16 protein-coding genes are annotated in these 23082 nt (G+C 72.0%); 10 read left to right on the top strand and 6 right to left on the bottom strand.

The annotated features are described in order from the left end of the window. Nucleotides 1-127 precede the first annotated feature (127 nt). The 5 genes from ACWD1Z_RS15660 to ACWD1Z_RS15640 all read left to right on the top strand — a co-directional run bounded on the left by ACWD1Z_RS15660 (nt 128) and on the right by ACWD1Z_RS15640 (nt 7555). Nucleotides 128-1489 (top strand): ABC transporter substrate-binding protein, encoded by a 1362-nt coding sequence (locus ACWD1Z_RS15660; protein ID WP_451118988.1) that lies wholly within the window; start codon nt 128-130, stop codon nt 1487-1489. A 3-nt stretch (nt 1490-1492) separates the two neighbouring features. Continuing rightward, nucleotides 1493-2827 carry an ABC transporter permease subunit gene (locus ACWD1Z_RS15655; RefSeq protein WP_451118986.1) on the top strand — a complete coding sequence of 445 codons (1335 nt, stop codon included), beginning with the start codon at nt 1493-1495 and terminating at the stop codon, nt 2825-2827. Beyond that, nucleotides 2824-3705 carry a carbohydrate ABC transporter permease gene (locus ACWD1Z_RS15650; protein WP_451118984.1) on the top strand — a complete coding sequence of 294 codons (882 nt, stop codon included), beginning with the start codon at nt 2824-2826 and terminating at the stop codon, nt 3703-3705. Before ACWD1Z_RS15655 ends, ACWD1Z_RS15650 begins: the two co-directional genes overlap by 4 nt. A gap of 212 nt (nt 3706-3917) precedes the next feature. Then, a complete protein-coding gene (locus tag ACWD1Z_RS15645; RefSeq protein ID WP_451118982.1) occupies nt 3918-6173 on the top strand; it encodes a bifunctional glycosyltransferase/CDP-glycerol:glycerophosphate glycerophosphotransferase in 2256 nt (751 codons plus the stop codon). A 113-nt stretch (nt 6174-6286) separates the two neighbouring features. Beyond that, on the top strand, nt 6287-7555 hold the full coding sequence (locus ACWD1Z_RS15640) for a hypothetical protein (protein ID WP_451118980.1): 1269 nt from the start codon (nt 6287-6289) through the stop codon (nt 7553-7555). A gap of 5 nt (nt 7556-7560) precedes the next feature. Here ACWD1Z_RS15640 and ACWD1Z_RS15635 read toward each other — a convergent pair whose 3' ends face one another. Continuing rightward, nucleotides 7561-7974, bottom strand: coding sequence for an organic hydroperoxide resistance protein (locus ACWD1Z_RS15635; RefSeq protein ID WP_451118978.1), 414 nt, complete (start codon nt 7972-7974; stop codon nt 7561-7563). A gap of 107 nt (nt 7975-8081) precedes the next feature. Between ACWD1Z_RS15635 and ACWD1Z_RS15630 the strand changes: the two genes are divergently transcribed. Continuing rightward, nucleotides 8082-8567: a MarR family winged helix-turn-helix transcriptional regulator gene (locus ACWD1Z_RS15630; RefSeq protein WP_451118976.1), complete on the top strand. Its 486-nt coding sequence runs from the start codon at nt 8082-8084 to the stop codon at nt 8565-8567. On the opposite strand, the gene ACWD1Z_RS15625 is transcribed toward ACWD1Z_RS15630, so the two are convergent. Beyond that, nucleotides 8521-10023, bottom strand: a complete 1503-nt coding sequence (locus ACWD1Z_RS15625; protein ID WP_451118974.1) for a glycosyltransferase family 39 protein — start codon at nt 10021-10023, stop codon at nt 8521-8523. The genes ACWD1Z_RS15630 and ACWD1Z_RS15625 overlap by 47 nt on opposite strands. A 102-nt stretch (nt 10024-10125) precedes the next feature. Between ACWD1Z_RS15625 and galE the strand changes: the two genes are divergently transcribed. Next, nucleotides 10126-11106, top strand: a complete 981-nt coding sequence (galE, locus tag ACWD1Z_RS15620) for a UDP-glucose 4-epimerase GalE (RefSeq protein ID WP_451118973.1) — start codon at nt 10126-10128, stop codon at nt 11104-11106. A gap of 975 nt (nt 11107-12081) precedes the next feature. Here galE and ACWD1Z_RS15615 read toward each other — a convergent pair. Beyond that, nucleotides 12082-12708: a TetR/AcrR family transcriptional regulator gene (locus tag ACWD1Z_RS15615; protein ID WP_389415677.1), complete on the bottom strand. Its 627-nt coding sequence runs from the start codon at nt 12706-12708 to the stop codon at nt 12082-12084. A 173-nt stretch (nt 12709-12881) separates the two neighbouring features. On the opposite strand from ACWD1Z_RS15615, the gene ACWD1Z_RS15610 reads away from it, so the two are divergent. Together ACWD1Z_RS15610 and ACWD1Z_RS15605 are read left to right on the top strand one after the other, a co-directional pair. Beyond that, the gene (locus ACWD1Z_RS15610; protein ID WP_451118971.1) at nt 12882-13808 is read left to right on the top strand and encodes an ABC transporter permease; all 927 of its coding nucleotides are present in this window, start codon (nt 12882-12884) and stop codon (nt 13806-13808) included. After that, nucleotides 13801-14625, top strand: a complete 825-nt coding sequence (locus ACWD1Z_RS15605; protein WP_451118970.1) for an ABC transporter ATP-binding protein — start codon at nt 13801-13803, stop codon at nt 14623-14625. The genes ACWD1Z_RS15610 and ACWD1Z_RS15605 overlap by 8 nt, the downstream gene beginning before the upstream one ends. Before the next feature lie 114 nt (nt 14626-14739). Here the strand turns inward: ACWD1Z_RS15605 and ACWD1Z_RS15600 are convergent, their stop codons facing one another. The 3 genes from ACWD1Z_RS15600 to ACWD1Z_RS15590 all read right to left on the bottom strand — a co-directional run bounded on the left by ACWD1Z_RS15600 (nt 14740) and on the right by ACWD1Z_RS15590 (nt 21408). Further along, nucleotides 14740-19674 carry an NAD-glutamate dehydrogenase gene (locus tag ACWD1Z_RS15600; RefSeq protein WP_451118968.1) on the bottom strand — a complete coding sequence of 1645 codons (4935 nt, stop codon included), beginning with the start codon at nt 19672-19674 and terminating at the stop codon, nt 14740-14742. 472 nt (nt 19675-20146) lie between these two features. After that, a complete protein-coding gene (locus ACWD1Z_RS15595; protein WP_383308353.1) occupies nt 20147-20812 on the bottom strand; it encodes an HAD family hydrolase in 666 nt (221 codons plus the stop codon). An 80-nt stretch (nt 20813-20892) separates the two neighbouring features. Then, entirely contained in the window at nt 20893-21408 is a 516-nt protein-coding gene (locus ACWD1Z_RS15590; protein WP_451118966.1) for a DUF6912 family protein, read from the bottom strand. A gap of 329 nt (nt 21409-21737) precedes the next feature. On the opposite strand from ACWD1Z_RS15590, the gene ACWD1Z_RS15585 reads away from it, so the two are divergent. Next, entirely contained in the window at nt 21738-22262 is a 525-nt protein-coding gene (locus ACWD1Z_RS15585) for an Rv3235 family protein (protein WP_451118964.1), read from the top strand. The last annotated feature ends 820 nt before the right edge of the window (nt 22263-23082 follow it).

Raw genomic sequence — 23082 nt, 5'->3', positions numbered from 1 at the left:
GGTCACGATCGCCTGCTTGACACCGCAGGCACTCTTGCCGACCTCCGGGACCCGGCGTAGACCAAACGAGAACAAGACAGCGCTCGAACGTGCGACGAGGCAACGAGGCACGAAGAACGGGGCAGTGATGCGCACGAATCGCACCATCCGGATCGCCATGGCCACCGTCGGCGCGCTCGCGCTGGCCCTCACCGGCTGCGGCGGAGACGACGACAACGGCGACGGAGGCGGCGGCGGCGGAAAGGAGACCGGCGCCGGTTCCACCGTCCGACTCCCCAAGCTCGACGGACAGACGCTCGAGGTCGCGGCCGTCTGGACCGGCCCCGAGCAGGACAACTTCACCAAGGTGCTGGACGAGTTCGAGAAGCGCACCGGCGCCACGGTGAACTTCGTGCCCACCGGCAACAACACCTCCACCTTCCTCGGTACCAAGATCCAGGGCGGCCAGCCACCGGACGTGGCGTTCCTGCCACAGGTCGGCGTGTTGCACCAGTTCGCCCAGAAGGGCTGGGCCAAGCCCCTCGGCAGCGAGACCCAGGCCCAGCTGGACAAGAACTTCTCCACGGGCTGGAAGGAGCTGGGGGCCTACGAGGGCAAGCAGTACGGCGTCTACATGAAGGCCGCCAACAAGTCCCTCATCTGGTACAACACCGCCGCCTTCGAGGCCGCCGGCATCACCGAGGAGCCGAAGACCTGGAAGGACTTCCTGGCCACCGCCCAGACGCTCTCCGACGCCGGCTCCCCCGCCGTGTCCATCGGCGGCGCGGACGGCTGGACGCTGACCGACTGGTTCGAGAACATCTATCTCTCGCAGGCCGGCCCGGACAAGTACGACCAGCTGGCCAAGCACGAGATCAAGTGGACCGACCCCTCGGTCAAGGAGGCCCTGACCACGCTCGCCGAGCTGTGGGGCAAGGACGAGCTGATCGCGGGCGGCCGCTCGGGCGCGCTGCAGACGGAGTTCCCGAAGTCGGTCACCCAGACGTTCTCCGGTGACACCCCGGCCGCGATGGTCTTCGAGGGTGACTTCGTCGCCGCGACCATCAACGCCGACACCGACGCGAAGATCGGCACGGACGCCAAGGTGTTCCCGTTCCCGGCGGTCGGCGACGAGTCGCCGGTGGTCAGCGGCGGTGACGTGGCCGTGGCGCTGAAGGACGGCAAGGGCGCGCAGGCGCTGATGACGTTCCTGGCCTCGACCGACGCGGCCGAGATCTGGGCGGCGCAGGGCGGCTTCATCTCGCCCAACAAGGAGATGGACCAGGGGGCGTACAAGGACGACGTCACCCGGGACATCGCCAAGGCGCTGACCGCGGCGGGCGACGACTTCCGCTTCGACATGTCCGACCAGGCGCCGGCGGCGTTCGGCGGCACCCAGGGCATCGGCGAGTGGAAGCGGCTGCAGGACTTCCTGAAGAACCCCGGCGATGTGGCGGGCGCCCAGCAAAAGCTGGAGGCGGACGCCGCCAAGGCGTACAAGACCGGCTGACGGATGTCGGCCGTCGCGAACGGGAGTGCCGGCACCGCGCCGGCACCGCGCAAGGGCGTGACGGGCACCAAGGTGTGGGTGGCGGTGCTGTTCCTGCTGCCCGCCCTGGTGCTGCTCGGCGCGCTCGTGGTCTACCCGATCGGGTACTCGGTCTGGCGCAGCCTGTACGACGCGGGCGGGGACGGCTTCGTCGGCCTGGACAACTACGTCGACGTCTTCACGGACGACGCGACCTTGACCGCCGTACGCAACACGGCGATCTGGATGGCGGTCGCGCCCGCCGTGGTCACCGTGCTGGGACTGATCTTCGCCGTGCTCACCGAACGGGTGCGCTGGGGCACGGCGTTCAAGCTGATCATCTTCATGCCGATGGCGATCTCCATGCTCGCGGCCGGCATCATCTTCCGGCTGGTGTACCAGGCGGACCCGGACCAGGGCGTGGCGAACGCGATCGTGACCTCGGTGCACGACACCTTCGCCGACTCCTCCGTCTATCCGAAGGCCCGCCCGAACGCCCAGGTGAGCGATCTGAAGCCGTCCGGCGGCGGTGCGTTCACCACGACGGGCACGGTCGAGGCGGGCACCCCGGCGCTGCTCCCCCTCGTCGGTATCGCGCCGAACAAGGTGCCGGGCTCCCCCGAGGACGCCAGGGCGGCGACCGGTGACGGCGTCACCGGCACGGTCTGGCTGGACTTCAAGCTGGGTGGCGGCGGCGAGAAGGGCCAGGTCGACGCGGGCGAGAAGGCGCTGGAGGGCGTGAAGGTCGAAGCCGTCAAGGACGGCGAGGTGGTGGCCTCGGCGACCAGCGGCGCGGACGGCACCTTCACCCTGCCCGACTCCGCCGACGGCGCCCAACTACGCCTGCCGGGTTCGAACTTCGCGGCGGCCTACAACGGCGTCGACTGGCTCGGCCCGGCCCTGGTGACCCCGGCGATCATCGGGGCGTACGTCTGGATGTGGGCGGGCTTCGCGATGGTGCTCATCGCGGCGGGGCTCGCCGGAGTCGACCGCAACCTGCTGGAGGCGGCGCGGGTCGACGGCGCCAACGAGTGGCAGGTGTTCCGCAGGATCACGGTGCCGATGCTGGCACCGGTCCTGGTCGTCGTCCTGATCACGCTGATGATCAACGTGATGAAGATCTTCGACCTGGTCTACATCATCGTCCCGCAGCCCACCCAGGACGAGGCCAACGTGCTGGCGCTGCAGCTGTTCCTGTCGTCGTTCGGCGGCGGGGGCAACTACGGCATGGGCAGCGCGATCGGCATCATCCTGCTGCTGCTCGTGATCCCGGTGATGATCGTCAACATCCGCCGGCTCAGGAAGGAGCGCGAGCGGTGACCGCACTCGATTCCCCCGTGCGCGGCAAGCGGTCGTGGGCCTCCCGGGTGGCGAGCGGCGCCGCCGGCGGGGCGCTGCGCGCGTTCCTGCTGCTGGTGGCGCTGTTCTGGCTGGTGCCGACCTTCGGGCTGCTGGTGTCCTCGTTCCGGGAGCCGACCGACATCGCCTCCTCGGGCTGGTGGCGGGTCTTCACGGCACCGGCCGAGCTCACCGCCGAGAGCTACAGCACCCTGCTGGAGAACGACGACATCACCAGCGCGCTGTTCAACACCGTGTGGATCACCGTCCCGGCGACCCTGCTCGTGGTGATCATCGGCGCGATGGCCGGGTACGCCTTCGCGTGGATGGACTTCAAGGGCCGCGACTGGTGGTTCATGGTGGTGATCGCGCTGCTGGTGGTGCCGGTGCAGGTGGCGCTGATCCCGCTGTCCGAACTCTTCGGCGAGCTGGGGATCTTCGGCTCGATCACCGGTGTGGTGCTGTTCCACGTGGCGTTCGGACTCCCGTTCGCGATCTTCCTGTTGCGCAACTTCTTCGCGGAGATCCCCAAGGAGCTGCTGGAGGCGGCGCGGCTGGACGGCGCCGGTGAGGCCCGGCTGTTCACGACGGTGGTGCTGCCGCTGGGTGCCCCGGCCATCGCGTCGCTGGGCATCTTCCAGTTCCTGTGGGTGTGGAACGACATGCTGGTGGCGCTGGTGTTCTCCGACTCCGGCTCCCAGCCGCTGACGGTCGCGCTGCAGCAGCAGGTACGGCAGTTCGGCAGCAATATCGAGGTGCTGGCGCCCGGCGCGTTCATCTCGATGGTGATCCCGCTGGCGGTGTTCTTCGCGTTCCAGCGGCAGTTCGTGTCCGGGGTCATGGCGGGCGCGGTGAAGTAGCCCGCGGCACAGGCGGATTTGAGGGGCCGGCCGGGATGCACCGGGCGGCCCCTTCCCGTGCGGCCGGGCGTCCCCCGTATGCCGCAACGCCGCGTAACCAACTCACTCCATCGGCCGTTCCCGGGCCAGGCGTCGCGGGGCAGGCGGGAACGGTCAGGCAGGCCCTGGGGCCCACCCCCCTCACCGCCCGCACCGACCGATGGATGTCCCCCGTGCCCAGGTTCAGTGTCATCGTCCCCGCGTACAAGGTTCAGGCGCATCTCCACGCGTGCCTGGAATCGGTGCTCTCCCAGTCGTGTGCCGATCTGGAGCTGATCGCGGTGGACGACGCCTCGCCGGACGCCTGCGGTGCGATCATCGGGGAGTTCGCCGCCCGTGATCCCCGGGTGCGGCCGGTGCGCCTGGCCCGCCGTCAGGGCCCGGGCCCCGCCCGCAACGCCGGGATGAGCGAGGCGACCGGCGACTACCTGCTGTTCCTCGACGGCGCCGACACCCTGACCCCCGGCGCCCTCCAGGCCGTCGCCGACCGCCTGAAGGAGACCGGCGAACCGGACGTCCTGGTCCACGACCACGCCCGCGTCCTGCGGACCGGCGAGACGGTCCGCGACGCGGCCTGGGTCCAGCTCACCGAGCAGGGCCCGGCGCCCTTCCGGCTCGAGGACCGCCCGAGCCTGCTGCGCCTGCCGGCGGTCGCCTGGAACAAGGTGTGCCGCCGGGAGTTCGTCGAGCGCGAGGGCCTGTCCTTCCCGCCCGGCTCCCACGAGGGCACCCCCTGGGCGTACCCGGTGCTGATGACGGCGGAGTCGGTCGCGACCCTCGACCGGGTGTGCGTGCACCACCGCCGGCGCCGCGAGGACGGCGCGAGCCGCCGCCCCTTCGACGTGTTCGAGCAGTACGACCGGCTCTTCGCGTTCCTCGACGGCAGGCCCCGGCTCGCCCGGTGGCGGCCGGTGCTGTTCCGCGGCATGGTCGACCACCTGGCCGCCGTGTCCGCCCGCGTCGGCCGCCTCCCGCGCGGCAGCCGCGCCGAGTTCCTGCGGCTGGCCCGCGCCCACTGCCGCCGCCACCGCGCCCCGGGCGCCCCCGTCCCGCTGCGCGACCGCCCGCGGCACGCCCTGGTCCGGCTGGGCCTGCACCGCACCTTCCGCCTCCTGCGCCTGGCCGCCGCCGGGCACCACCGGGCGGTCAAGTTCACCGCGAAGACCGCGGGCGCCCTGCGCTCCGCCGCCCTGCGCCTGCACTACCGCGTCCAGCTCCGCCTGCCCCTGCGCCGGGACCGGGCCGTGTTCTGCGCGTACGGCGGCCAGGGCCACGGCTGCAACCCGGGCGCCCTGGAGCGGGCGTTCCGCACCCACGCCCCGCACATCCGCACGGCCTGGATCGCGCACCCCGCGCACCACCACACCGTCCCGGCCGCCACCCGCCGGATCACTCCCGGCACGGCCGCCTACTGGACGGCGCTGGCCCGCTCCGCGTACCTGATCGACAACGTCGGCCTCGACCACCGGCTGGTCAAACGCCCCGGCCAGACCGTCGTCCAGACCCAGCACGGCACCCCGCTCAAGCACCTGGGCCTGGATCTGCGCGAACGCCCCGCGGCCGGTGCCGGCACGGACTTCGGTGCCCTCCTCGACACCGTGGACACCTGGGACTACGTCGTCTCCGCCAACCGCCACTCCACCCTCGTCCAGGAACGCGTCCACCCCGGCGCGTACAAGACGCTGGAGTACGGCCAGCCGCGCAACGACGTGTTCCAGCAGGCCACTTCGGCGGACGTGACCCGGCTGCGCGAGTCGCTCGGCGTCCCCGAGAACGCGGTGGCGGTCCTGTACGCCCCGACGCACCGCGACTACCGCCGCACCCAGCGCGCCCCGTTGGACCTGGACCGGCTCGCGAGCCGCCTCGGCCCGCGCTTCGTGATCCTGGCCCGCGGCCACCGCCGCCACGGCGGCCCGCTCGCCCCCGAGGCGACCTCGCCGCGGGTCATCGACGTCACCGCCCACCCGAGCGTGGAGTCCCTCTGCCTCGCCTCGGACGCCCTGCTCACCGACTACTCGTCGATCATGTTCGACTACGCCGGCCTGGACCGCCCGATCGTCCTGCACACCGAGGATCTGGAGGCGTACGAGGCCGCCCGCGGCACCTACTTCGACCTGCGCTCCTTCCCCCCGGGCGCCCTCGCGCGCAGCGAGGACGAGCTGATCGACATCTTCACCACCGGCCACTGGCGCGGCTCCCGCTCCGCCCAGCTGCGCGCGGCGTTCCGCAGGCGTTTCTGCCCCTACGACGACGGCCGCGCCGCCGAGCGGGTCGTACGGCATGTGGTGTTCGGCGAGAAGGGCCTGCCGCCGGTCGTGCCGCTGGACGAGCGGCATCCGGTGCCGTCGGCGGCCGCGTCCCTCACCCGCTCCCCGCTCATCGCGTCACCGCGGCCCGAGTCACCCCTGACCCTCACCGACCGTCTCTGAACGCCGTTCTCATCCAGGGGAGTTCCCATGCCCTCCAGCCCGTCGCGGCCCACCCCGAGCCGGCCGCACACCTGGCGTCCGGCCGGGCGGCCCGGTGGCCGGCGCGTGTCCTCATGAGGCCGCGCAGTTGGGTGCTGCTCCTGGCCGCCCTCTTCGCCGTCCTGCAGCTGGCGAACGTCTCCGGGCGGGACACCCCCGACTCCAGGAACTACCTCTCCTACGCCCTCGGCCTGCGCGGCGACAGCAAGCGGGAGGCGGCCATGGCGACGATCGAGCACTACTGCGCGGGCAAGGCCGCGCTCGCGCACCGCGACCAGAACGTGCACGTGGTCCGCTTCCACCGCCCCGACCCCGCCCCGGCCGTGCTGGCCAGGTGCCGGGCGAAGGAGTGGTCCGAGGTCGAGCAGCGGCTGGCGGCGGGCCACACGGCCGGTCGCACCGTCCCCTTCGCCTCGGAACGCTTCATGCGGATCTTCGAGGCGCGGCCCGGCTACCCGGTCTTCCTGGTGCCGTTCGTGACGGTGCTCGGCGCGACCTGGGGGCTGTGGGCGGCCGGGGTCACGGTGGCGGCGGGGGGCGGGGTGCTGGTGTTCCTGATCCTGCGCACCCTGTCGGTACCGCTCCCCCTCGCGCTGACCGGTCAGGCGCTGTACTACGTCCTGCCGTGCGGGGCGATCGCCATGCGGCCCATGACGGAGGGCCTGCTGATGGCCCTGACGCTGGCGGCGGTGTGGGGCTGTGCGCTGGTGCTGCAAGGGCGGCGGGCGGGACTGGCGCTGATCGCGGGGGCGCTGGCCGCGCAGTTCACGGTGAAGCACTCGCAGGCACTGTTCCTGGGGGTGTGCCTGGCGGGGGCGGGCGCGCTGGTCGCCGTGGCGCGCCGGCGGGCGGGGCGGGCGCCGGGCCGGGGCGTCGCGGCGATCGCGGGGCTCGGTCTGGGCGCGGCGGTGGGCACGGTCGCCCTGGCGAAGCTGCTGGGCCACCCGTCGGCGTCCGAGAGCGTGCAGGATCTGCTGGCCGACCACTTCACCCGCCCCGACCGGGCCGACCCCTGGCCGGAGTTCCTCCAGCTGTCGCTGAACTTCTGGGCGGAGTGGCTGCGCCGGCAGTTCTGGGAGCCGCTGTTCCTGGCGGCGCTGGGCGCGGGGCTGTGGGGCGCGCTGCGCAGGCCGACGTTCGGCGCCTTCCTGATCGCGGCGGCGGCCACCGGCGTCCTGACCCAGGCCGGGCACCCGGACATCAACATCTGGGGCGGCCGGCTGATCGCCCTGGCCTGGCTGCTCCCGGTGGTCGGCGTGCCGCTGCTGCTGGAGCACCTGCTGCGCGCCCAGGTGTCGCTGCCGGCCCAGGGGCACGCCGACCGGGCTCACTCCTTGCGGTGACGCGCCTACTCGATGACGAGGTCGACGTCTATGTTGCCGCGGGTGGCGTTGGAGTAGGGGCAGACCTGGTGGGCCTGCTCGACGAGCTTCCGGCCGGTCTCCTCGTCCACGGTGTCGGGCAGTTCGACGCGCAGGGTGACCTTCAGGCCGAACCCCTCGCCCTGCTTGCCGATGCCGACCTCGCCGGTGACGGCGGCGTCGGCGACGTCCACCTTGGCGCGACGGCCGACCAGGCCGAGGGCGCTGGCGAAACAGGCGGCGTACCCGGCGGCGAAGAGCTGCTCGGGGTTGGTGCCCTGGCCGTTGCCCCCGAGCTCCACCGGCGGCGCCAGCTGGAGGTCGAGCGTGCCGTCGGAGCTGATGGCACGGCCCTCGCGGCCGTGGGTGGCGGTGGCGACGGCGGTGTAGATCGCGTCCATGGATGAACCATCCCTGTTCGAGAAGTCGGGGCTCGCTGACGGGCTCAAGTAGAGCACACAATTAAATTGTGCACAACTAAATGGCGGGCGCGAGCTACCCTGGACCCATGAACCGGACCGGGACACCCGCCACCGCGCCCCAGGAGGAATGGCTCCGCCTGGACCGCCAGATCTGCTTCTCCCTGCACGCGGCCGCTCGCGCCTTCAACGGCGTCTACCGCGTGATCCTCAAGGACCTCGGGCTGACCTATCCGCAGTACCTGGTGCTGCTGGTGCTGTGGGAGCACGGCGATCTGCCCGTCAAGAAACTGGGCGAGCACCTGCGGCTGGACTCCGGCACGCTCTCCCCGCTGCTGAAGCGGCTGGAGGGCGCGGGCCTGGTCCGCCGGGAGCGCAGCGCGCGCGACGAGCGCTCGGTGCAGGTGCGGCTGACCGAGGAGGGCTCGGCCCTGCGCGAGCAGGCGCTCCAGGTGCCGCGCCGGATCGCCGCGGCCACCGGCTTCGACGTCGACGAGATCAACGCCCTGCGCTCCCGCCTGGACGACCTCACCAGCGCTCTCGACGAGGCGGCCCGGTCAGCGGCAGCACCGTAGCCGGGCGCCGCTCGTAGAGCCGCAGGGTCACGCCCCCGCGTACGTACTGCTCGCACGGGACGAAGTCCTCCCACATCGCCGTGATCTTGGCGCGCTCCCTGGGATTGCGCGGGCGCCAGTCCGAGCGCAGCGTGTACGGCTCGGCCACCACCCACACCCGGTCCACCCCCGCGAGCCTGCGGCGCAGTTCGTCGGCGTCGGTCTCCCGGCCGTACAGCGTCCCGGACGCGGGTCCCGGCTGGCTGAGCGCGATGTCCCGGGCCTGCCGGAACCCCTCCGGGTAGGCCACCGCGGCCCGCCGGCCGATGGAGGGCACGAACAGCACCGCGTCGCCGCGGCGGATCTGGCCCGCGGCGAGGGCGGAGACGGCGGCGAGGTTGTCGGGCCGCCGCTCGGGGGCGCGGTCCTGGCGGTGCAGGGGCAGGTGGTGCACGAAGGCGACGAGGACGGCGAGCGCGCCGGCCAGCGGCACGTACGGCATCCGGCCCACGATCCAGTCGGCCAGCCGGTCGGCGCCGGCCGCGATCAGCAGCGGCGCCCCGGCCAGCGCGTACAGGACGTACCGGTCGTCGTACATCGGCCGGACCTGCGAGACCAGCATCAGCAGGGCCGGCGGCACCGCCATCAGCGGCACGGCCACGGCGGCCACCCGGCGGGCCGCGAGTCCCACGAGCATCAGCACCACGCCGGTCTCGAACACCACCCCCTTGGGCGCGATGACGAAACCGCGCAGCACCCGCTCCACGCTGCCCCAGCCCGGCTCCGGCAGCCACTCCACCTGCCCCGACTGCGCCTGTGAGACCAGCACCAGCGGCAGCAGGACGAGTGCGGTGCCGGCCACCGCTCCGCCCCAGCGGGCCCAGGTCCGCCGGTCCACTCCCGACACCGCCAGCGTCACGGCGTGCGCGCACAGCACCAGGACGGCGAACTCGTGCAGCAGGCAGGTCACGCCGACGACTCCGGTGTACGCGAGCCAGGTCCGCCCGCCGTCCAGCGCCCGCACCAGCAGCAGCGTCGCGCCCGCCACTCCGGCGCCGACGAGGGCGTACGAGCGTCCCTCCTGCGCGTAGTGGCCGGTCAGGGGCGTGACGGCGTACATCAGACCCGCCCACAGCCCGATCCGCGGACCGGCCAGGCGCATCCCGAGCGCCGCGACCAGGCCCGCCGCGGCGGCGGCCCCGCAGACGGAGGGGAGCCGGAGGACGGCCTCGTCGGGGCGCAGGGCGAGAACGGCGTGCATCAGGAGGTAGTACAGGCCGTGCACCGCGTCCACGCCGTGCACGAGCCGCCAGATCTCCGGCACCGACCTGCGCGCCACCTGGAAGGTGACCGCCTCGTCGCGCCATATGCCGCCGCGGTCGATGCCCCACAGTCCGAGGGCCAGCACCAGGGCGGCAGGCAGGCCGACCGCCCAGGCCCGGAATCGGCCGTCCGTTTCCGTCTCCCGACTCACCACATCTCAGATCTTGTGCTATTAACCCATGATTCCTGTTCATTGGCGGCGAATCGGAGTGGTTATGCTCCACGCACGGGCCAACTGACGAGGGGACGGCCACCTATGACCTGGCTGATCACGGGCGGTGCCGGATACATCGGGGCGCATGTCGTACGGGCGATGTCCGAGGCGGGCGAGCGGACGGTGGTCTACGACGATCTGTCCACCGGTCTGTCCGAGCGCGTGCCCGACGGTGTCCCCCTGGTCGTGGGCTCCACCCTGGACGCCGAGCACGTGTCCCGCGCCCTGGCGGACCACCGGATCACCGGGGTCGTGCACCTGGCGGCGAAGAAGCAGGTCGGCGAGTCGGTGGAGCAGCCGCTGCGCTACTACCGGGAGAACGTGGAGGGCCTGCGCGTCCTGCTGGAGGCGGTGACGCGGGCCGGCGTTCCCTCGTTCGTGTTCTCCTCCTCGGCCGCGGTCTACGGCATGCCGGACGTGGACCTGGTCACCGAGGAGACGCCGTGCGCCCCGATGTCGCCGTACGGCGAGACCAAGCTGGCCGGCGAATGGCTGGTACGGGCCACGGCGCGGGCGACGGGCCTGTCGACGGCATGCCTGCGCTACTTCAACGTGGCGGGCGCGGCGTCCCCGGAACTGGCCGACGTAGGCGTCCACAACCTCATCCCGATGGTCTTCGAGAAGCTCACCGGGAACGAACCCCCGCGCATCTTCGGCGACGACTACCCGACCCCGGACGGCACCTGCGTCCGGGACTACATCCACGTCGTCGACCTGGCCGAGGCCCATGTGGCGGCGGCCCGGACGCTGCGGTCCTCCCCCGGCCGCGACCTCACCCTCAACATCGGCCGCGGCGAGGGCGTCTCGGTCCGCGAGATGATCGACCGCGTCAACGCCCTCACCGGCCACGACCGCCCCCCGACGATCACCCCTCGCCGCCCCGGCGACCCGGCCCGCGTGGTCGCCTCCGCCGACCGGGCGGCCACCGAACTCGGCTGGAAGGCCAAGCACGACGTCCAGGACATGATCACCTCAGCCTGGGAGGGCTGGGTACGCCTCCACCCCTCAGCGGCACGCGACTAACGGGCGGGGCCCGCAACGCCTGCACCCGCCAGCGCCACACGACTAACGGGCGGGGCGCGCAACGCCTGCACTCGTCAGCGGCACACGGCTAACGGGCGGGGCCCGCAGCACCTGCCCCATCAGCAGCACGCGGCTAGCGGGCGGGGGCCGCAACGCCTGCACCCGTCAGCGGCACACGACTAACGGGCGGGGCCCGCAGCACCTGCCCCATCAGCAGCACGCGGCTAGCGGGCGGGGGCCGCAACGCCTGCACCCGTCAGCGGCACACGACTAGCTTGCCGGGGGCGACAGCACCCGCACCCGTCAACCGCACGCCACCAGCCCGCGGGGCCTCAGCGCCCGCACCGCAGCGGCACGCGACTGGCCCGCGAGAGCGTCAGCACCTGCACCGTCAGCGGCACGCCACCCGCCCGCGGGGCCCGCGCCGCAGCACCACACGACTAACCCCGGCGGGATCACAGCCCTGTGCTCGCCAGCCGCACGACCTCACCGTGCTGAAGCCCGGCCGCCACGCGCTGCGCGACCGGCTCCAGCCCTCCGGGGCCGCAGCACCAGCACCCCGTCAGCAGCACGCCACCAAGCCGCCAGGGCCGCAGGCGGCGGGGGCTGGGGGCCGACACCCCGCACCCGTACGGCGGGTGCAAAGCGCCGCCCCGCCCCCGGCGGCGGGGCGTCAGCCCGCTGGGGCCTCAGCGCCCGCACCGCAGCAGCACACAACTGGCCCGCCGCGGGCCGCAGCACCTTCACCGCCAGCCGCACACGACCAACCCGCCACGGGGCCGCGGCACCCGCACCGCCAGCCGCACATCACTAGCCCGCTGCGGGGCCGCAACACCCGCATCCGTCAACCGCACGCCACCAGCCCGCCAAGGCCGCAGGCGGCGGGCCGTAAGGGCTGGGGGCCGATACCCCGCGCCCGTACGGGTGCGGGACAGGTGCCGGGCCCGCCCCCGACGGCGGGACGTCCGCGCCCGCTCACAGCGCCCGCAGTGCCCCCGCCGTGGCCCGTGCCAGTGATGCCAGGTATCCCTTCGGCAGTTTCGGACTCCTGATCACCACCGCGCGCCAGTACAGCGGCCCGGAGATCAGGTCCAGGGCCAGCTCGTGGTCGACCCCCTCGCGGAGCTCCCCGCGCCGCTCCGCCGCCGCCACGATCCCGCTGGCGACCCCGTCCTGCCCCTCCCGCAGCGCCTTCTGCATCGCCTCGGCGATCTCGGGATTGCGCGCGGCCTCCGCCTGCAGGTCCGGGATGATCTGGGAGGCGACCGGGTGGCGCAGCGCGCGTGAGGTGACCTCGTACAGGAGCCGGAGGTCACCCTCCAGCGACCCCGTGTCCGGCGCCGGCAGCCCCTGCACCGCCAAGGCCGACACGACGTCGAGCACGAGGTGCAGCTTCGACCGCCACCGTCGGTACACCGCCGTCTTGCCGACGCCCGCCCGCCGGGCGATCCCCTCGATCGACATCCGGGCGTAGCCGACCGCCGCGAGCTCCTCGAACACGGCCGCCCGGATGGCTTCCGTCACGTCCGCCCGCAGCACGGCCGCCCCCGCGGGGGCCCGGCGGCGCGGACGCGGCTGGGGTCCGTCGGCGTTCGTCGTCATGCGAACCAGCATAGGGCGTTACGACGAAACGGTTGCGTTCCGACGTCCGCTCGGCCTACGCTCGCGTTGCGACGATACGGTCCCGTCCCGACGTAAGCGAACAGGAAGAGTCCGGTGGGCGAACGCCGGGCACCGGACCGCGCACCCCCACCCCCCGAGCGAAAGCAGCGGATGTGAGCCAGGTCCTCGACACACCGCCCCCGACGACGGCCCCGACGACTCCCGCCGACGTCGACCTCGCGGCCCTCGCCGCCCGCCACGGCCTCTCGGTCAGCGGTGCCCGCCCCACCCTCCCCGAGTACGTCCGCCAGCTGTGGGACCGGCGTCACTTCATCGCCGCGTTCTCCACGGCCAAGCTGACCGCCCAGTACAGCCAGGCCAAGCTCGGGCAGCTCTGGCAGGTGATGAACCCGCTGCTGAACGCCGCCGTCTACTTCCTGATCTTCGGCGTGCTGCTGGGCACCAGGAACGGCGTGCCGGACTACGTCCCGTTCCTGGTCACCGGCGTGTTCATCTGGACCTTCACCCAGAGCTCGATCCTCGCGGGCACCCGCGCCATCTCCGGCAACCTCGGACTCGTCCGCGCCCTGCACTTCCCGCGGGCCGCGCTGCCGATCTCCTTCTGCCTCCAGCAGCTGCAGCAGCTGCTGTTCTCCATGGGCGCCCTGGTCGTCATCCTGCTGGCCTTCGGCGTGCCGGTCGCCGCCTCCTGGCTGCTCGCCCTGCCGGTCCTGGTGCTCCAGTTCACCTTCAACGCCGGCGTCTCGCTGATCATGGCCCGGGTGGGCGCGAAGACCCCGGACATCGCCCAGCTGATGCCGTTCGTGCTGCGCACCTGGATGTACACCTCGGGCGTGATGTGGAGCATCGACCATCTGCTGGCCAAGCACGGTGACTGGCCGGCCTGGGTCGGCCCGGTGCTCCAGGCCAACCCGCCCGCCGTCTACATCGACCTGATGCGCTTCGCCCTGATCGACAGCTTCCACGCAAGCCAGCTCCCGCCGCACGTGTGGGCGCTCGCCACCGGCTGGGCCCTGCTCGCCGGCATCGGCGGTTTCATCTACTTCTGGAAGGCTGAGGAGACGTACGGCCGTGGCTGAGAACCCGAACGAACCCACCCCCACCGTCATCGCCGACCGCGTCGACATCGTCTACCGCGTCAACGGCACCGGCACGGGCCGCGGCTCCGCCACCGCCGCCCTCAACCGCATCGTGCGGCGGAAGCAGACCGAGAAGGCGTCCGGCGTGCGCACGGTGCACGCCGTGCGGAACGTGTCCTTCGTCGCCCGCAAGGGCGAGGCCATCGGACTCATCGGCACCAACGGCTCCGGCAAGTCCACCCTGCTCAAGGCGGTCGCGGGCCTGCTGCCGGTGGAGAACGGCGCCATCTACACCGACGGCCAGCCCTCCCTGCTCGGCGTGAACGCGGCCCTGATGGGCGACCTGACCGGCGAGCGCAACGTCTACCTCGGCGGCCTCGCCATGGGCATGTCCCGCGAGCAGATCAAGGAGCGCTACCAGGAGATCGTCGACTTCTCCGGCATCAACGAGAAGGGCGACTTCATCACCCTGCCGATGCGCACCTACTCCTCCGGCATGGGCGCCCGGCTCCGCTTCTCCATCGCCGCCGCCAAGGACCACGACGTCCTCCTCATCGACGAGGCCCTCGCCACCGGCGACCGCTCCTTCCAGAAGCGCTCCGAGGCCCGGATCCGCGAACTGCGCAAGCACGCGGGCACGGTGTTCCTGGTCAGCCACAACAACAAGTCCATCCGCGACACCTGCGACCGGGTGCTGTGGCTGGAGCGCGGCGAACTGCGCATGGACGGCCCGACGGAGGACGTCCTCAAGGAGTACGAGGCCTTCACCGGCGACAAGAAGCCCAAGGCCAAGCCGAAGCCGAAGGTCGCCGTGTAGCTGCCGCGACGCGCAGGGCGCCCCGTGCCTTCCCGGCCCGGGGCGCCCTGTCCGTCGTACCGCCTACGAACTCGTACGGCTTACGAACTCGTACCGCTTACGAACTCGTACCGTTCACGAATGCGTCCGCAGGAGCGTGCGCATCGTCCGCATGGCCACCGACAGGTTGGCGAGGTCGAACGTCTCCGAGCCCTGGATCTCCTCCAGGGTGGTGCGCGCCCGGCCCAGGATCGCCGCGTTCTTCTCCTCCCACCGCTCGAAGCGCTGCTCAGGGGTGGAGGAGCCGTTGCCGACCGCGAGGACGTCCGAGGTCAGCGCCGCGTGGGCCGCGTAGAGGTCCTCGCGGATGGAGGCGCGGGCCATGGACTGCCAGCGGTCGTTGCGGGGCAGCTCGATGATGCGGTCCATGAGCTGGGTGATCCGCAGCCGGTCGGCGAGGTCGTAGTAGACCTCGGCGACGTCCAGCGGCTCCTTGCCCATGCGGTCGGCCACCGAGACGATGTCGAGCGCCGGGAAGGCGGACGAGAAGCCGGCCACGCGCGTGGCGAGTTCGCCGGTGACACCGGCGGCGGTCAGCTCGTCGTGGATCCGCTGGTACCACTCCAGGTCCGCGCCGCGCAGCAGCTTCGGCAGCTGCTGCCACACCTGCTCGACCCGCTCCCCGAAGAACTCGACGTTCTCGGTGAGCTGGATCGGCTGCGGACGGTTGTTGAGCAGCCAGCGCGTGCCGCGCTCGACCAGCCGGCGCGAGTGCAGCCGGATCCGGGTGAGCACGGCGGCCTCGACCCGGTTGTCCAGGGCCTCGACCGCGTCCCACACCGGCTCCGAGCGGAAGATCGCGCGGGCCGCGGTCTGCGCCCGGACGATCTCCTCCAGCGAGGCACCGGTCTCCTCGCGCAGCCGGTGCAGATAGGTCGTACCGCCGGTGTTGACCGTGTCGTTGACCAGGACGGTCGTGGTGATCTCCCGGCGCAGCGGGTGGCTGTCGATGTGCTCGGGGAACCGCTCGCGCAGCGCGCTCGGGAAGTACGAGTCCAGCAGCCCGCGCAGATAGGGGTCGTCGGGGAGGGAGGTGTGCAGCAGCTCCTCGGCGACCGTGATCTTCGTGTACGCCATCAGCACGGCCGTCTCCGGGCCGGTCAGGCCGGCTTCGGCGCCGAGCCGCTCACGGATCTGGCGGTCGGTGGGCAGGAACTCCAGGGCGCGGTCCAGGTGACCCTCGCGGACCAGGTGGCGCAGGTACCGCTGCTGGGCGTGGAGCATGTCCTTGGACTGGGCCAGCGCGTTGGCGATCGCCGTGTTCTGCGCGTAGTTGTTGCGCAGGACCAGCCGGCCGACCTCGTCGGTCATCTCCGCGAGCAGCTTGTTGCGCTGCTTCACGGTCATGTCGCCGTCCGTCACCAGGCCGTTGAGCAGGATCTTGATGTTCACCTCGTGGTCGGAGGTGTCCACGCCCGCGCTGTTGTCGATGGCATCGGTGTTGATCTTGCCGCCGTGCCGGGCGAACTCGATCCGGCCGAGCTGGGTCAGCCCCAGGTTGCCGCCCTCGCCGACGACCTTCACCCGCAGGTCGGCGCCGTCCACCCGGATCGGGTCGTTGGCCTTGTCGCCGGCCTCGGCGTTCGACTCGGTGGATGCCTTGACGTACGTCCCGATGCCGCCGTTCCACAGCAGGTCCACCGGCGCCAGGAGGATCGCCTTCATCAGGTCGGCCGGCGTCATCTTCGACACCTTGCCCTCGATGCCGAGCGCCTCACGGATGTGCGCGTTGACCGGGATCGCCTTGGCGGTACGCGGGAAGACGCCGCCACCGGCCGAGATCAGCCCGGTGTCGTAGTCGGCCCAGCTGGAGCGCGGCAGTTCGAACAGGCGGCGGCGCTCGGCGTAGGAGGTCGCCGCGTCCGGGGTGGGGTCGATGAAGATGTGCCGGTGGTCGAAGGCGGCCACCAGCCGGATGTGCTCGCTGAGCAGCATGCCGTTGCCGAACACGTCACCAGACATGTCGCCGATGCCGACGACCGTGAAGTCCTCGCTCTGGGTGTCCAGGTCCAGCTCCCGGAAGTGCCGCTTGACGGACTCCCAGGCGCCGCGGGCGGTGATGCCCATGCCCTTGTGGTCGTAGCCGGCCGAGCCACCGGAGGCGAAGGCGTCACCGAGCCAGAAGTTGTACTGCTCGGCGACCTCGTTGGCGATGTCGGAGAAGGTCGCGGTGCCCTTGTCGGCGGCGACCACGAGGTAGGTGTCGTCCTCGTCGTGGCGGACCACGTCGGCGGGCGGCACGACCTCGCCGGCGACCATGTTGTCGGTGATGTCGAGCAGCGCCGAGATGAACGTCTTGTAGCTGGCGATGCCCTCGGCCAGCCACGCGTCCCGGTCCACCGACGGGTCCGGCAGCTGCTTGGCGACGAACCCGCCCTTCGCGCCGACCGGCACGATGACGGTGTTCTTCACCATCTGCGCCTTCACCAGACCGAGGATCTCGGTCCGGAAGTCCTCCCGCCGGTCGGACCAGCGCAGCCCGCCGCGCGCGACCTTGCCGAAGCGCAGGTGCACACCCTCGACCCGCGGCGAGTACACCCAGATCTCGTACGCCGGACGCGGCGCCGGCAGGTCCGGGATGGCCTGCGGGTCGAACTTCATGGAGACGTAGTCGTGCGGGCGCCCGCCCGCGGCCTCCTGGAAGAAGTTGGTGCGCAGCGTCGCCTTGATGACCGTGAGGAAGGACCGCAGGATGCGGTCCTCGTCCAGGCTCGCCACCTGGTCGAGGGCCGCGTCCACCTCTTCCAGCAGGGCGTCCACGATCTCGTGTCCGGCACGCTGGCGGTCCGGGGACATCCGCGCCTCGAACAGGGAGACCAGCAGCCGGGTGGTGTGGACGTTGTTGCGGAGGGTGTCCTCCATGTAGTCCTGGCTGAAGGTGGAACCGGCCTGGCGCAGGTACTTGGCGTACGCGCGCAGCACCATCGCCTGCCGCCAGGTCAGCCCGGCGCTCAGCACCAGGGCGTTGAAGCCGTCGTTCTCGGCCTGTCCGGTCCAGGTGGCGGCGAAGGCCTCCTGGACCCGCTCCCGGGCGTCGTCACCGAGGTAGTCGGTGCCGCCGCCGGCGAACTGCGGCATGCGCAGGCCGAAGTCGTAGATCCAGGCGACCGAGCGGTCCGAGGAGCGCAGCTCGTAGGGGCGCTCGTCGACGACCTCGACGCCGAGCCGGCTGAGCACCGGCAGGACGGCGGACAGGGAGATGGCCGCGCCCTTGCGGTAGATCTTGAAGCGGCGCTCCTCGGGGGCGGCGCCGACCGGCTCGTAGAGGCTGAGCTCGAAGTTCTTCTGCTCGCCGAGCTCTTCGAGGTTGACGAGGTCGGCGACCGCGGCACGCGGGGTGTGGTCGGCCTTGTAGCCCTCGGGGAAGGCGTTGCCGTAGCGGCGCAGCAGCTCCGCGGCCCGCTCCTCGCCGAGTTCGGCGTTGAGCGCCTCGGCGAAGCCGTCGGCCCAGGACCGCGCGGCCTCGACCAGACGGCCCTCGATGCGCTCCTTGTCGGCGTCGCTGAGCTGCGCCAGCTCGGTGCCCTGCGGGACCCGGACCACGAAATGCAGCCGGGACAGGATCGACTCGGTGTTCCAGGCGGTGAAGTCGACGCTGGTGCCGCCGAGTTCCTCCTTCAGGATGTCGATGATCCGCAGCCGGACGCCGGTGGTGTAGCGGTCGCGGGGCAGGTAGACGAGGGCCGAGTAGTAGCGGCCGTACTCGTCCTGGCGCAGGTAGAGGCGCAGGCGCCGGCGCTCCTGGAGGTACAGGACGCTGGTGACGATCGACTGGAGCTCGGCGACGGGCGTCTGGAAGAGCTCGTCGCGCGGGTAGGTCTCCAGGATCTGGAGCAGGTCGCGGCCGTCGTGGCTGTTGGGCGAGAACCCGGCGCGCTTGAGCACGTCGGCGACCTTGCGGCGGATGACGGGGACGCGGCGGACGGACTCGGTGTAGGCGGCGGAGGAGAACAGTCCGAGGAAGCGGCGCTCGCCGACGACATTGCCCTCGGCGTCGAACTTCTTGACGCCGATGTAGTCCAGGTACGACGGCCGGTGCACGGTGGCGCGGCTGTTGGCCTTGGTCAGCACCAGCAGCTTGTGCTCGCGGGCCTTGGCGCGGGCGTCGGCGGGCAGCCGCTCGAAGGAGGGGCTGACGGGGTGGGCCTCCTCACCGGCGTGGTGCGGGTCGGAGCGCAGGATGCCCAGGCCGGTGCCGGGGACGGCGGCGAGCGAGTCGTCGGCGCGCAGTTCGTACTCGCGGTAGCCGAGGAACGTGAAGTGATCGGCGGCGAGCCACTGGAGCAGCTCGCGGGCCTCCTCGACCTCCGGTCCGGGCAGATCGCCGGGGACGTGCTCCTCGGCCAGGCTCTCGGAGAGCCGGATCGAGGCGTCCCGCATCTTCTCCCAGTCCTCGACGGCCTCGCGGACGTCGGACAGGACGCGCAGCAGGTCGGCGGTGATCTGCTTCAGGTCGGCGCGGTCGGTCTCGCGGTCGATCTCGACGTGGATCCAGGACTCGGTGTGCGCGTCGTGCGGGCGCTCGCCGGGGGCCGGGGGAACGGTGAGTACCTCGACGAGCTTGCCGGTGACATCGCGGCGGACGACGACCTGGGGGTGGATGACGACGTGGATGCCCCGCCCCTGGCGGGTCAGCTCATTGGTGACGGAGTCGACGAGGAAGGGCATGTCGTCGGTGACGACCTCGACCACGGAGTGGCTGCATGTCCACCCGTTCTCTTCCACCGTCGGTGTGTGGACCCGCACATTGGCCGTACCCTGCGGTCGGGTCTCGGCCAGCCGGTAGTGCGAGAAGGCGGCTCCGAAGACATCGACCGGATCGCGGTCGGTGAGGTCCTCCGGGGCGGTGTGCAGGTAGTAACGCTGGAGGAACGAGAGCACGGTGTCCCGGTCCGGGGTGGCCTCGCCCGTGGTCCCAGTCGGTAGGTGCCCCCCGGCCGGGCTGTTCTCAGCTACCCGGGCGGCCCTCTCGAGCAGCTCGGCCTTTGCTTCGTCCAGCTTGGTCTGCATTGTCCTCTGGCTCCTGTCGCGCGCCGTTGCGTGACGTAGAAGGAAGTACGGTCTCGTGCCCTCCGGCGTAACGTCGCGACGCGGGGTGTCCGGTCTGCTTCGACGCTATGCCGCGAGGTGAGAAGAGCGGGGGGATATCAGCCAAAATCGGCCCGGCCGTCGGGTGTGACACTGCTCTCCGCACTGCCGTCACCGAGGGATTGCGCGCCGTCGTCCGCCCGCGAGGATCAGCGACCGCCGCCCGGCCACGGATGTCATCCGTGGCCGGGCGCAGGGCAGGGGCGGCTTTGCCCCCGCGAGCTATCGCGCTGATCACGCCACCAGGCTATCGCTGATTACCGGGGGCCCGTCATGAGCCGTATGTGTACAAAACCGGGGGTGGAAGTTTGACGTTCTGCACAGTGCGGGCGCCCGCCGGGTCCGGTGCGTGACGCGCCGGTGCGGCACGGCCACGCCGTGGTCGCGGCCCGGCTCACGACGCCAGGCGTTCCGCCTCGGCGACCGCCTCGTCCAGGGTGTCCACCACCGGCACGCCGACCCCCTCCAGGCTGGCCCGGCTGTGCGATCCCCCGGTGTACAGCACCGCCCGCGCCCCCACGTGCAGGGCCGCCACGGCGTCGTCGGCCGCGTCCCCGATCACCACGGTCCGCGCCGGGTCCACCCCGGCCAGCGCCCCCAGGTGCCGCACCATGTGCTCGGCCTTGCTCCCGCCGGACGGCCCGGTGCGCCCGTCCACCCGTATGAAGTACGCGTCGATCCCGAACCCCCGCACCAGGGGCAGCAGGTCGTCATGCCCGTACATGCTGAGGATCGACTGGCTGCGCCCGCCCGCTCCCCAGCCTGCGAGCAGCTCGGTCACCCCCGGGGTCAGCCCGCACCCCACCCGGTGCTCGGTGTAGTACCGGTGGAAGGTCGCGTCCATGACCTCCCACTCGGCGTCGGTCGGCAGTCTTCCCAGCAGCCGCTCGTAGAACTTCGGCACCGGCACGCAGTACAGCGACCGGTACTGCTCGATCGTGATCGGCTCGAGCCCCAGCTCGCCGAAGGCCGCGTTCGTGGCCCCGATGATCGCGTCGTTGTCGTGGAACAGCGTCCCGTTCCAGTCCCAGACGATGTGCGCCCCTGTTCGCATCCCCATGCCCAAAAACGTACCCGCCCGCACTGACAATCAAGAGAACCGCAGGTCAAGAAGAGGAAGCCGCAAGCGGCGGTCCTCCTCTATCCCGCGAGCCCCACCAGGTTCGGGATCTCCTGCGTCGCGAACCACAGCAGCTCGTGGTCCTCGGCCCCGTCCACCACGAACTGGGCGTCGTCGTCCCCGGCGTCCGCCGCCTCCAGCGCCTGGACCGCGGCGGCCACGTCCGCCTCCGCGTCGCCGCCGTCGACATGCACGGAGGCCGCCTTCTTCAGCGGCACCGCTCCCGCGACCCGCACCTCGCCGAGCGCCGCCGGGTCGAGGCCCCGGTCGGGATCGGCCGTCGCCGTGCCGTCGGGCACGTCGACCGCGACCACCACGCGCCGCCGCACCGCCCCGGAATCCGCCGCCAGCAACCGCAGCGAGGCGACCGCGGCCCGGTTCAGCGCCGCGTACTCCAGCTCCTCGATGTCGTCCGAGAGATACCACTCGCGCAGCGCGGGCGTGACGGCGTAGGCGAGCAGCGGCCCGCTGCCCAGTTCGCCCGTCTTGTACGCCTCGGCGAGACCGGGAAGGGTCAGGGGGACGTAGACGCGCATGGCTGGCCGCTTTCGTGGTCGGAGGCTTCCGCAACAGTCCCGGAGAGGGCGTTCCCGCACCTCCCGAAGGGGCCTTCAGGATACGTGCGGCCGTCCCCTTTCGAGCCCCCGCCCGCACCTGAGGGGCCGTCCACCCGCGTCCGGCAACTCACCCGGCACACCCCCGTGCCCACGGGCCCGAGCACCCCGGAGTCATCCGGATAGGTGAACATTCCGGCCCCCCCGACAGACCCCCGCAGCCGCTTGATGCCACGGCCGACACCCCGTACAAGATCCCCAACCACAAAGTTACCGCTCGGTAATTCCGGGCCGACCCAACGGGGGCACCCATGAACAAGGTCATGACACGGGCGAGGAACCACCCCGGCGCCCGCCCGCCGGCCCGCCGCGACTCCCGCCGCCCCGGCGGCACCCCGGCCCACCGTTCCCCTTCCGGCGCGCGCGGCACCGAGCAGGCGGTCCCCGTCGTACCGCCCCAGACTCCGCGCCGCCCCGTCACCCAGCCCCGGCCCACCGATGTCTTCGCCGACCGCCTGCTCGCCGTCCTGAGCGGCCAGCGCCCGGTCCACTGCATGCTCCGGCACACGGCCGGCCGCGCCTACGACGATCTGGCCTGGCTCGCCGAATTCGGCCCCCTGCGCACCTCTCGCGGTACGCCCGGCAGCCGCCCGGTGATCCGCGACATCGGCTACTACGTGCCCTCCCCGGGCGCCATCGAGGCCTTCGCCCGCATCGGCGCCGGCGACCGCCTGCGCGCCATGGCCTTCCGCCTGGAACAGGGCCGCGACCTGCGCTGGCGCTGCACGGCAGTGGAACTCGGCGGCCCGTCCCGCCCACGCACGGACGACGACTGAACCGACCACAGCGAACAGCGCCCCACCCATGCCTCAAACAAGACCACCCCCACCACACGACACCGCCCACCAACGACACCGAAGGCGGACCCCGCAGACCCGCGCCGGCCCACGAGGCCAGAACCACAAGACCAGCAGTCCCCCAGGCCACAGGCCGCAGGGCCGCAGGCCGCTGGCCGCAGGGCGGCAGGGCGGCGGCCACAGGTCACAGGGCCGCTGGCCGCAGGGCCGCAGGCCGCAGGGCCGCTGGCCGCAGGGCCGCTGGCCGCAGGGCCGCAGGGCCGCAGGGCCGCAGGCCGCAGGGCCGCAGGGCCGCAGGGCCGCAGGGCCGCAGGCCGCAGGGCCGCAGGGCCGCAGGGCCGCAGGGCCGCAGGCTACAGGCCGCAGGGCGGCGGCCACAGGTCACAGGGCCGCAGGCTACAGGCCGCAGGGCGGCGGCCACAGGTCACAGGGCCGCTGGCTGCTGGCCGCTGGGCCACACGCCGCCAGGCCGCAGGGGCTAACCGAAGGGGCCAGGACCACAAGGCCAGCAGGCCCCCTGACCCTGGCCCGGGCCCCTGGCCACAAGGCTGGCAGGCGGCCGCAGGCCGCAAGGCCGCACGCCGCAGGGCCATAAGGCCGCTGAGCGGCACGCCGCCAGGCCGAAGGGTCACAGGGCCGCCAGGCCGAAGGCGGCCAGGACCACAAGGCCCGCAGGCCGCCTGGCTGGCAGGCGGCCGCAAGGCCGCAAGGCCGCAAGGCCGCAAGGCCGCAAGGCCGCAAGGCCGCAAGGCCGCAAGGCCGCAAGGCCGCAAGGCCGCAAGGCCGCAAGGCCGCAAGG

The sequence above is a fragment of the Streptomyces sp. NPDC002784 genome (assembly GCF_053592135.1).
The sequence above is the reverse complement of the archived record's forward strand: the minus strand, read 5'-3'. Positions and strand labels throughout refer to the sequence as shown.